Here is an 11,701-nt window from a genome sequence, read left to right as displayed (position 1 = left end):
GCCTTAGCAAGCTATTGCTTGAAGTGCTTTTTCTTTAAAGCTGTCATTTACAACAAATTTTGTCTTATAGACAAAAATTTGAGCCGTATTTTCATTTTTTATCTTAATAACAAGACGCTTATCATTGTTTGTGCCACTTTTTATATGTTCGTTATAGCCAAGATTATAAAGGTTAGTGATCTTATCTTTGCTAAGCTCACTAAGGCTTAAAAGCACCTCTAGCTCGGCATATTCTCTTACTTTTTGAGGGGCGCTCGCCTCTTCATTTTTATAAAATTTAGAATTTTGTTTTAGCTTTCTTGTTTTAAAGTCTAAATTTTGCGCATCTTCTAGGCTATAAACCTCGTTTAAATTTGTCCTTACAAATTGATCATCTTTTGTGATATTTATCCTAAAAGCATAAGGTAGGTCGCGTTTTGCTTCATCTTTTACTATATCTTCGATATTGCCAAGCTCTCTTTCAAAGACTGCGATCTCGATATTTCCGTGAAAATCAAGGACGTTTATAGTGCCCATTTTCTTGCCACTTTTGGTTATCCTTGTGCTAAAGTCTTCGATCTTGCCAACGACTAAAATTTCAGCGCTTTGCGGCAAGCTCTCAAATTCTGAACTTAGAGTGTATTTTATCTTGTTGATCTCGTCTTTATAATCATCAAGCGGGTGGCCTGAGAGGTAGATACCAACGCTCTCTTGCTCAAATTTTAAAATTTGTTTGATGTCAAATTCATCATTTATCGTGACAAAATTTATCCTCACATCATTCATGCTCTCATCTTCGCCAAACAAGCTCTCAACTGCATTTTTACGGATCTGAGCTGCACTTTTGCAAGCTTCTATGATATTTTCTACATTTTGCATAAGCATCTTGCGACTAAAGCCAAACTCATCAAAGCAGCCAGCTTTTATGAGGCTTTCAAAGACTTTTTTATTTACTTTAAATGGATCGATCCTTGAGACAAAGTCGTCCATACTCTTAAACTCGCCATTTGCTTCACGCTCAGTGATAATGTTTTCAATAGCCGCTCCGCCAACGCCTTTAATCGCACCAAGCCCAAAGATAATGCCGTCATGATCGCCATTTTTAACGACGCTAAATTCTTTAGTTGATTTATTTATAGATGGCGGCAAAGTATCTATATTTATGCGTTTTATCTCATCAATATAGCGAACGATCTTATCGACGTTGCTCTCTTCACTTGTAAGAAGTGCGGCCATAAATTCAGCTGGGTAATAAGCCTTAAGATAAGCCGTTTGAAATGTGACGTAGGCGTAGGCGGCGGAGTGAGATTTATTAAAGCCATATCCTGCAAATTTTACAATTAGCTCGAAAAGATCGTCTGCTTTTTGTCCATTTAGCCCTTTTGCCTCAGCACCTTTTACAAACTCGCCCTTTAGCCTGTCCATCTCTTCTTTGATCTTTTTACCCATCGCACGGCGCACAAGATCCGCTCCACCAAGGCTAAAGCCACCTATGGCTTGAACGATTTGCATAACTTGTTCTTGATAGACGATTACGCCATATGTTGGCGCAAGGATTGGCTCAAGCTCTTTAAATGAGTAGGTTATCTCGGCCTCGCCATGTTTTCTTTTGACAAAGTCATCAAGCATGCCACTCTCCATAGGTCCTGGGCGGTAGAGCGCTAGCATCGCGACGATATCCTCGAAGCAGTCTGGACGCAAACTAGTTCCTAGCTTTCTCATGCCCTCGCCCTCGATTTGGAAAATTCCTATCGCTTGGCCGCTTTGTATCATTTTATAAACATTAGAATCGTTTTTATCGATCTGCTCCCAAATAATATCCTTGCCAGTTCGTTGTTTTACCAGCTTTATGGCATTATCGATAACCGTTAGTGTTTTTAGTCCAAGAAAGTCGAATTTAATTAAATCCACATCCTCAAGATACTTAAGGCTATACTGTGTAACATAACGATCTTCTGGGCTGTTTGGCTGACGAAATAGCGGAGTTTTGTTCCACAGCTCCTCATTTGAGATAACGACACCTGCTGCGTGCTGGCCGGCATTTCTGTTTAGCCCCTCAAGATCAAGTGCAAATTTCCAAATTTTAGCTGCCTTTGGATTTTGACTTATTAGCTCAGCTATCTTTGGCTCTTTTTCATAAGCATCTTTTAGCGTAATACCAAGTTCATCAGGTATTAACTTTGCCATCGCATCAGCTTCGGCGTAAGGCATATCACAAACCCTAGCAACATCTCTAATGACACCTTTTGCAAGCAATTTACCAAATGTAATAACGCCAGCAACGTTAAATTTTCCATATTTTTGCGTAACATAGTCAATTATCTCGCCACGCCTACTTTGACAAAAGTCCACGTCGATATCTGGCATACTAACACGCTCTGGGTTTAGAAATCTCTCAAAAAGTAGGTTGTATGGGATCGGATCAAGGTCAGTGATCTTTAGCGAGTAAGCGACCAAGCTACCAGCCGCAGAACCACGTCCTGGACCAACTGGTACACCTCTACTTTTGGCCTCATTTATGAAGTCCCAAACGATCATCATATAGCCTGGGAAATTCATTTTATTAATTATACCAATCTCTATCTCAAGGCGCTTTTTGTATTCATCATGTAAATTTTCAGGGACAAATTTTAGCCTCTCTTCAAGACCTTTTCTACATTCATACTCAAAAAAAACAGCATCATTTTTAAAACTATATCTATTTTCAGGCTCTGGAAGTGTTAAATTTCTCTCTTTAGCATATTCAAGAGTAAATTTAAAATTTGGAGGAGTTGGGTTGCCAAGCTTGATCTCAAGATTGCACTTATTCACGATCTCTTGGGTGTTTTCTATCACTTCAGGGATATCTAAAAATAGCTCACTCATCTGCTCTTTGCTTTTTACAAAAAACTCATGAACGCTGTGGCGAAGTCGGTTTGGATCATCTAAAGTTTTGTTCATCGCGATACACATAAAAACCTCATGCGCGTCGGCTCGCTCTTTAAAAGTGTAGTGAGTATCGTTTGTGGCGATGACCTTTATGCCAGTCTCTTTGGCGATGCGTAAAATATCATCATCAATACGTTTTTGATCGCCGATGCCGTGACGCATGATCTCAAGATAAAAGTCATCTCCAAAAATTTCTTTATACTCAAGTGCGACCTCTTTTGCTCTCTCGTAGCCTTTAGCGCCAAATTTCACGTTACGGTCACTTAAATTTAGATGCCAACTCACCTCGCCCTGCAAGCAAGCAGAGCTACAAACCAAGCCCTCGCTGTGCTCTTTTAAAATTTTTTTATTGATACGAGGATAGTAGTAAAAGCCCTCGATGTAACTCATAGAGCTAAGATACATTAAATTTTTATAGCCAGTCTCGTTTTTGGCGATTAGTATAAGGTGAAAGCGCTGTTTAGTACTCTTGTCATCAAGCTGCTCGCCATTATGCACGTAGCTTCGATGCCAATTAGCGGTTTTATCCCCTCTTTTTTCATCGCCTTGTAAAAATCTATCGCTCCAAACATATTGCCGTGATCAGTAATCGCCGCTGCTGTGTCGCCTCTATCATGAAGTACGTGAGCTAGCTCTTTTATCTTGTTCGCTCCGTCAAGCAGGGAGTATTCAGTGTGTAAATGTAGGTGCGTAAAGCTAGAATTTTCACTCATTTTTTATCCTTTTTTAATGAGTGGATTTTACAAAATTTTGGCTAATAAGGTGCTTGATGAAAACTTAATGGGAGCTTTAAAATTTATAGAATTTGTAGTTTGTGGCTAAGAACGAAGCGCGCTGTCATCTGACGCACTATGCTATTAAGGTCTTGTAAATTTTAAAATTTCATGAACGAGTAATTTCGGCTCTAAAAGTTGAGTTAAGCGGTCAGTGAAGCTAAAATTTAGTAGTCAATCCTTGCGAGTGAATGGAATTTTAAAATCTATAAAGTGAAAAAGAATTAGATCGCGGACTAAGCCGCAATCCATTATAAATAAACTGGGATATTTGTGTGTTCTAAGAAAAATCTTGATGTTCCGCCAAGCACCATTTCCATAAGACCATTTTCACCATATCTGCTAGCAACGATAAGATCAGCATTTCTATCAATAGCTGCTTTTAAAAGCGCTTCACCAGGTATCATCGTAGTAGCAATCACTTCAAAAGTGGCTGATATGCCATGAATTTTGAAGTACTCTTCAAGCTTTTTAAGATTTAGTTCAGCATTATCGCCAAGGCTTGCTTTTGAGGTAATGCACTGAACCTTTTTTGCCTTTTTTAAAAGATCGATCGAGCCTGTTAATGCCCTTGAGCTTTGCGTCGTACCAGTCCAGCTTACAAGGATATTATCGGCTTTAAACTCACGCATTTTTCTAGGGATTACAATCGCATTTTTACCACTTTTTAAAACAGCTGACTCAAATGTGCCAGTGATCTTTCCATCAAGTGGCACAGCAGCCACCACTAGATCGCAAAATTTACTCTCTTGCTCCACTATCGCGCTTCTTTTGCCACTATGAATAGTAAAATTTGCAGTGCAAACATCTTCAATGATTTCACTAGTTACTTTTATGCCAAGCTCAGCACAAATTTTATTGAAAATTTTTTCATTCTCTTCATGCTCGACAGCTAGTTCAGATTTAGCTGATTTTAGAAATTCCTCAAAAAGCACTCCTCCACGAAGCGTCATTTTCATATTATAAACTACGCTTGGATCAAGCTGGCAAGTCATAATTTCCATATGTGTGTTAAACCACTGAGCAACCTTTAGGGCACCATAAATTCTTGGCTCGATATCGTCTCCAGCTCCTATTGGAAAAAGCAACTTTTTGTATTTCATAATCTGTCCTTTAAAATTTATTCAACCAAAGAGAGCGAAATTTTATTTCCTTTTTGCTCGCTCACACTTACTTTGACCTGATCGCCTACGTTTAATGGGGTTTTTATCTTTGAGATGTGAAGCAAGCCATCAATGCCATCTTTTAGCTCGATAAATACACCAAAATCAACAACACTCTTTACAGTTCCCAAAAACTCATCACCGATATTAAAATTTGGTTTTGAACGCTCTTTGTCGTGTTTAAACGGCTTTTTGCCAAATGAACGTCCATTGTCTTTTGAAGTGATAGAGATGATGTAGTCCTTTGCGGCATCGACATTTTTCTTTGCTCCACCTGCGATTTTTACCTCGCCTTTTTCTCTATCAAGATCGATTGAGACTTCAAATTTCTCAATGATCTCTTTTATGGTTTTTCCAGCTTGTCCGATGATGTCTACGATCTTGCTTGGATCGACACTAAATAGTTCAAGCTTTGGAAGCACATCTTCATTTATTTCTATATTTTTATCCGCTTCTGTCATCAAAGATAAGATATGCTCTCTACCACGTTTTGCTTGATAAAGCGCCTCTTTTAGCACTTCTAAACTAATGCCACCAAGCTTAATATCCATCTGAAGTGCCGTGATACCATCGCTTGTGCCTGCTACTTTAAAGTCCATATCGCCGTCATGATCTTCAAGTCCCATGATATCTGTTAGCACTGCGTGTTTATCGCCTTCAAATATTAGTCCCATAGCGACACCTGCGACAAGTTTTAAAGTATTTACGCCAGCTGCTCTAAGTGCGAGAGAGCCACCGCAAACGCTAGCCATCGAGCTTGAGCCGTTGCTCTCTAAAATTTCTGAAACGACTCTTATTGTGTATGGCGAAGCTAGATCGATACTTGGTGCAAGGGCACGTTTGGCTAAATTTCCATGTCCAAGCTCGCGTCTACCAGGAGCTTTTAGTGGACTTGCCTCGCCTACGCTAAAGCCTGGGAAGTTGTAGTTAAACATAAATTTCTCTACAAAAGGTACTTTTTCAGTTAGGATGTCATACATTTGAGCGTCACTGTCAGTGCCAAGAGTAGTGACAACTAGGGCTTGCGTCTGTCCTCTTGTAAAGAGGCATGAACCATGGGCATTTGGAAGCACATTTGTTTCGATACTAATAGGCCTAACCTCTTCAAGACCACGCCCATCAGCTCTTACGCCTTCATTTATTATCTGCTCTCTTACGATTTTCTTTTTATATTTACCAAGGACATTTGTGATAACAGCCTCGTCCCAACCCTCTTTTTGTGCTACCTCATCGCTTGAAATTTGTTTCGCGATCTTGCTAAGTTCGCTCGCACGCTCGCTTTTTGCCATTTGATTGATAGCATTTTTGACTTCAGCTTTATAAAATTTATCAATATAAATAGCGATATTTTCATTTTCTATCTCAGGTTTTAGATCAAGTGCAGCGTCCTCTTTTTTATGCTCTTTGAAAGCTTCTTCGTAAGCACTGCTAGCCTTTAATATCGCCTTACCAGCAAAATCAATCGCCTCAACCATCATATCTTCGCTAAATTCATTCATTAGCTGTTTTTGAGACATACTGTCACTTAGGCTAGGATCTATCATCGGCTCAATCGCGACCATCGGAATAAGCTGCGTAGTTTGTTGAGGTAAGCTTCTCATCTCGATCATCAAAAGCTCATCTTTTGTTCCAGCTACGTATAGATCGATCGCACTTTGTTTTAGTTCAGAGTTGCTTGGGTTGATCACAAATTTTTCATCTATATAACCAACTCTCACGCCACAAACTGGGCGATTTACAGGGATGTCGCTAAGATAAAGAGCAACTGAGGCTGCATTTAGACTTACAACTTGCAAATCAACCTCAGGATCAGCTGAAAGCACCATTACAACAATTTGAGTTGGATATGCGTAACCTTTTGGAAAGAGTGGCCTAAGAGATCTATCGATGATGCGAGCTGTTAGCGTTTCAAAGTCGCCTGGCTTTGTCTCGCGCTTAACATAACCGCCAGGAATTTTACCAGCAGCGTAAGCTTTTTCGATGTACTGCACCGTTAGAGGTAAAAAATCCTCCTCAACTTGTGTGTCCTCTCTTGCAACAGTTGCTAAAACGACGGTATTTTTCACCCTTAAAAGCACTGCTCCGCTAGCTTGTTTTGCTACTTTATTAAGGTCAAAAATTTCAACCTGATTATTGACTTCTATACTATATTGCATTATTTTTATCTCCTTGTTGTTTTTGTAACGGCAAATAATAAGGGCTCTCTTCTAATATCGACATGATACGCTCACTCGTAGCTTCGATCTTTTTCTCGTAATACGAATCCACATCGATAAAATCAACGATCTTGTTTATCGTGTAAATTTCATCAACCATATCATTTAAATTTGTAAAGACATCAGTAGCAATCACTGGCGTTGCGTATGAGATGGATTTTACCTTCACATCAAGCAACGTCTTTATGCAAATGAGTGCCGTCATACCAGTCTCGCACCCCTCATCGATTAGTAAAATATTTTTATCTTTTAGCTCTCCTATCAAATTTCCTTTTCGGTATTTATAAACGTTTTTTAAAATTTTTTCTTCATATTTTCTATGCGCTTCGCCGTAAATATAGTCATAGCTTATATTAAAGGCTTTTATAAGCTTATCATTTAATACTATATCTTCTGTCTCACTAACTATTGCAACGTCGCATTCGCTATTATTTGGCGCAGGTATTGGCTCGCTAAAAAGCATCTCGTAGCTTAAATTTAAACTTCTACAAACCGCATCTGTGAGTATAACTGACTCAAGCGACATACAAACGATTATCGTCTTTTTATCTACGAGCTCTTTTTTTGGCAAAATTTCAATTAGTTTGCTAGCTGCTTCTAATTGATCCTTAAATTTAGCCGTTATCATTTAGTTGGCACTCGATTTTGTGCTGCTTTGCGAAAAGTCATAGTGCAAACCGCCCATTGGATAGAAATTTATCGTGAAATAGATACCATTTTTTCTAGTCGATGCTGAACCATTTATTGTTGTTGTTGGCTCGACATCTTGTTGATAAATTATCCCGTAATTCCAGCATTTTCTTTGATGAAGTACACCAACTCTCCAGCTTTTTGTGTAACTTCGCTCGATATCATATTGCCAGCCGCCAATAAGGCTGTATTGATGAGGTAATTTTACTCCAAGACCACTTGTAAAATAGCTATCTTTTGTCGCACTATTTTTTATTTTGCTATCATTTTTCTTCATGGTGTGAAGCATATTTAGCCAAAATAGATCATTTGTGTATGAAAGTCCGCTTTGTATCTTTTTAAGCTCTTTGCTCTTGTGTGAATACTCAAGCTTATTATAAAGGCTTAAATTTTCAAATGGATATAGATAGATAGCATTTTTTAAATTCGAATATTCATCTTCTTTTGTGTAATATCCTTGAGAAATACTATGTTTTATAATCTTTCTACCATTAGAGTTAAAGAAATACTGCGTCAAATAACCAGAAATTTCTTCTTTGCTCTGCCCTTGAGCCAAGAAATTTTCATACTCATTTAAATTTTTATCATAGATAAACTCATCATCTAAATTTCCTTTTCTATAGCCTGGCAGTAGGTATTCAGCTCCAAAATTTAGAGTGTGATAAAAGCTTTCATACGCTTTTGCAAGGTCAGTGTGAAGGGTAAATTTGTGGTAATTATTTACAAAATTTGTATGCTTATCTTCTCTTTTATCATCAAATGAATTTATCTTATTCTCGTAATTTATTCTTGAAGCGTATAGATACTCGTAAAATGAAAATGTTAAGCTATCATCAAGCAGTGGCACATGCACTGAAGCTGGGAGCGTAAATTCATACTGAGTCGCTCTAACGCCTATCTTTCTATCATATCTATGTGACTGAAGATCGAGCGAGTATAAGATATTTGGCAAGACAATATCATCTGTAAATTTATGATACTGAAGTGATGGAAGCTCTTGAAGAGTATCTTTGTTCTCATTTTTTGAGCCAATTTTTTCAGTGTCTATGTAGTATTTTGCATAAGCACCAAAATAATGATCGTCATTTGCGATGAAATAGTTAAATTTAGAAGTTACAAGTGAATCATAATCATCATCCCTGCCCTTTAAATTTAAATAATCTATATCATTTAGCTTCGTTGCATCTATCCAAATTCCCTCTTGCAAATCTGCTTCACTAAGATATCTTATAAGCTTATCTCTTTCGTATTTTAGTCCGATACCTTTATGTGTTTTATTTTTTAGTTCAGCCTTATTTGAAGTCTCTCCTTTTTGCTTGGCTTGGTAGCTGTTTTTATCAGTAAATAAACCAAAGCTGATTTCACCCCTTGAATCAGGCGACTCAGTAAATCTAAACGCACCATAAATTCCAGCACCTCTGTTTGTTCTTATCTGCGGATCAAGCTCGAAGTCCCACTCATTATAAGGTGCAAAATAAATCGGCTGCTTGTAATAAAAACCTTCAGATTTTCCGTATCCAAGCTCAGGCGGTAAAAGACCTGTTCTTCTTGTGGTATCTGTTGAAAAACCAAAATATGGCAAGTAAAAAACTGGTACATTAGCTATACGAAAGACTGGATTAAAAAGATGTAAAAATTTGCTTTGTTTATTTAGCATAGCTGAGCTTGAGGTGATGCTCCAGTCAGGATCTTGAACATTGCAACTTGAAACCATCGCTTTTTTAACTCTATAGTACTCACTATCAGAGCTACTTTCATCGCTTCTCATCCATACTTCCATGTCTTTATTCATCATAAAAAGCGATTCAAAAGCAGTATCATTATTTTTTAAATTTAGCTTTGCATAGTTTGAGCGAGAGACTTCACTTTTGCCCTTCATCATATTGACATTTCCAAAGAGCTCGATAACCGAATTATTTTGATCATAAACTGCACAATCAGCTGTCACAAGATAATCTTGTGAATACACAACAACATTTTTATTGGCCGTTACGATGCCTTTATCTTGCTTTACATCATCAGCCAAAAGCTGCACATCTTGCACAGCTGCACTTAGATTTAAAATACAAACCGGAACTAAAAATAAAATTTTACGCATTTATCACCACTGTTTTTGCTATTTTGTCTTGCCAAGTTTGCCTAGCTGGATTTGCAAATGCCCATGCAAAACCAAGATAAAAACAAGCTTCACTAACCAACCTAAAAATCGCTCTTACCAAGCTTGAAATAAAATTTGGTCTATCTAAAATTTCTACATTAATGCACATCGTCTTTGTTAGCATTTGTCCAAGACTCGTACCATAATACCAAACAAAAAATGTATGGTAAATAATCTTTAGTGCGACTATTTGCCAAAAGAAATTTAAGGTCAAATTTCTGGCTTCATCATAGCTCATAACCGATAAAAAAGCATCCCAGTAAATGATCAAAAACAAAAAAGAAACGATACATTCATCAATTGAGTAGGCTAGCACTCTTTTTGAAAATGGCGCTAGCGAAATTTCTTCTTTTTCAAGTTTTTCAACTATCTGCATACTCATTTTAATGCCTGCCAGGCAATATCTTTTCTATAATGTGCTCCGTCAAATTTTACATTTTCGCAAAGCTCATAAGCTCTATCACGTGCTTCTTTTATACTCTTTGCAGTAGCCACGCAGACTAATACTCTGCCACCATCTGCATAAATTTCTCCGCCTTGCTCGCTAACACCAGCATAAGCAATGTGAGCATCTTTTACATTATTTAAAACTGAAATTTTAGCTTTTGGACTACTTTTATACGGATAGTCCTTACTAGCCATCACAACGCCAACTGCAAATTCATCTTTTAAACTAATAGGCTTTAGCTCGCCCTTTGCAGCATTTAGTAAAATTTCGCTTAGATTTCCGTCAATTAATGGCATCAATACCTCGCACTCAGGATCGCCAAATCTTACGTTAAACTCAAGTACATAAGGCTCATTTTTCACGATCATTAGCCCTACAAAAAGTACTCCACAAAACGGACTGCCCTCGTTTTTCATCCCTTTTAAAGTTGGCTTTACAACCTCTTCTTCAACCCTTTTTATCAGCTCTTTTGAAGCAAGCGGACTTGGAGCATAAGCACCCATGCCGCCAGTATTTGGACCTTCGTCATTATCAAGCAGACGTTTATGATCTTGTGCCACTGGCAAACTTACAAAATTTTCGCCGTCACAAATAGCAAAAAAACTTAGCTCAAAGCCGTCTAAAAACTCTTCAACGACAACAAATTTACCAGCATCACCAAAGCTGGCTCCGCTTAGCATGTCGCTAACTGCCTCTTTGGCTTCTTCTTTAGAATTTGCGATTATAACGCCTTTGCCAGCACAAAGGCCATCGGCCTTTACGACCATCGGAGCGCTTAAGGTATCAATAAATTTAAATGCTTTTTCTTTATCGTCTGTGTTTAAATATCTTGCAGTTTTTATATTATTTCTAGCTAAAAAGTCCTTCATATAGGCCTTACTGGCTTCAAGTCTAGCAGCTGCTTTGCTTGGTCCAAATATAAGCAAGCCCTCTTTTTTAAAGATATCCACTACGCCTTCACTAAGCGTCGCTTCAGGGCCTACGATAGTTAGAGCGATATCATTTTGTTTAGCAAATTTTGCAAGCTCATAAAAGTCTTTTATATTTAAATTCTCGCCAAGGCGTGAGGTCGCACCATTTCCTGGCGCAAAGTATAAATTTATATTTTTTTCGTTTTTTAGTTTTAGAGCAATGGCGTATTCGCGGCCGCACTTCCTATTATGAGAATATTCATTTCATCTCCGTAAATTTAAAAAACCCGAGTGGGCGTCGCATAGAAGAGTGGCCCATAAACAAAGCCAATCTTGCAAATAGATGGATACCAAACGGTTGCAACTTCTCGCCTTTTCAGACTCAAACGAAGCCACATCACAAGGCATCCATACCTTTTCGCTAACAAAAAAGTG

At 38.0% G+C, this 11,701-nt stretch carries 5 protein-coding genes and 3 pseudogenes; 1 reads left to right on the top strand and 7 read right to left on the bottom strand.

Annotation, left to right across the window (positions count from 1 at the left end):
- Positions 1-3: 3 nt before the first annotated feature.
- Positions 4-3,620 (bottom strand): annotated as a pseudogene (locus tag A3835_07280) (DNA polymerase III subunit alpha).
- Between A3835_07280 and A3835_07275 the strand changes: the two are divergent.
- A pseudogene (locus tag A3835_07275) lies at positions 3,594-3,729 on the top strand (4-hydroxy-3-methylbut-2-enyl diphosphate reductase). The pseudogenes A3835_07280 and A3835_07275 overlap by 27 nt on opposite strands.
- Positions 3,730-3,931: 202 nt before the next feature.
- On the opposite strand, the gene A3835_07270 reads toward A3835_07275, so the two are convergent.
- The 6 genes and pseudogenes from A3835_07270 to A3835_07245 all read right to left on the bottom strand — a co-directional run bounded on the left by A3835_07270 (position 3,932) and on the right by A3835_07245 (position 11,529).
- Entirely contained in the window at positions 3,932-4,783 is an 852-nt protein-coding gene (locus tag A3835_07270; protein ORI07356.1) for a universal stress protein, read from the bottom strand.
- A gap of 17 nt (positions 4,784-4,800) precedes the next feature.
- Positions 4,801-6,999 (bottom strand): polyribonucleotide nucleotidyltransferase, encoded by a 2,199-nt coding sequence (locus A3835_07265; GenBank protein ORI07355.1) that lies wholly within the window; start codon positions 6,997-6,999, stop codon positions 4,801-4,803.
- Complete coding sequence (locus A3835_07260; protein ORI07354.1) at positions 6,989-7,687, bottom strand: sodium:proton antiporter; 699 nt, start codon at positions 7,685-7,687, stop codon at positions 6,989-6,991. Before A3835_07260 ends, A3835_07265 begins: the two co-directional genes overlap by 11 nt.
- Entirely contained in the window at positions 7,688-9,847 is a 2,160-nt protein-coding gene (locus A3835_07255; protein ORI07353.1) for a hypothetical protein, read from the bottom strand.
- Positions 9,840-10,289 (bottom strand): hypothetical protein, encoded by a 450-nt coding sequence (locus A3835_07250; protein ID ORI07352.1) that lies wholly within the window; start codon positions 10,287-10,289, stop codon positions 9,840-9,842. The genes A3835_07255 and A3835_07250 overlap by 8 nt, the downstream gene beginning before the upstream one ends.
- Positions 10,286-11,529: pseudogene (locus tag A3835_07245) on the bottom strand (phosphoribosylamine--glycine ligase). Before A3835_07245 ends, A3835_07250 begins: the two are co-directional and overlap by 4 nt.
- Between the last annotated feature and the right edge of the window lie 172 nt (positions 11,530-11,701).

Origin of the sequence: Campylobacter concisus (genome assembly GCA_002092835.1) — a bacterium.
GTDB lineage: Bacteria > Campylobacterota > Campylobacteria > Campylobacterales > Campylobacteraceae > Campylobacter_A > Campylobacter_A concisus_K.
This window is presented reverse-complemented; position numbering and strand designations above follow the sequence as displayed.

Coding starts and splice junctions, on each gene's coding strand:
- A3835_07270 (ORI07356.1), bottom strand. CDS start 4,783: ATGAAATACAAAAAGTTGCTTTTTCCAATAGGAGCTGGAGACGATATC.
- A3835_07265 (ORI07355.1), bottom strand. CDS start 6,999: ATGCAATATAGTATAGAAGTCAATAATCAGGTTGAAATTTTTGACCTT.
- A3835_07260 (ORI07354.1), bottom strand. CDS start 7,687: ATGATAACGGCTAAATTTAAGGATCAATTAGAAGCAGCTAGCAAACTA.
- A3835_07255 (ORI07353.1), bottom strand. CDS start 9,847: ATGCGTAAAATTTTATTTTTAGTTCCGGTTTGTATTTTAAATCTAAGT.
- A3835_07250 (ORI07352.1), bottom strand. CDS start 10,289: ATGAGTATGCAGATAGTTGAAAAACTTGAAAAAGAAGAAATTTCGCTA.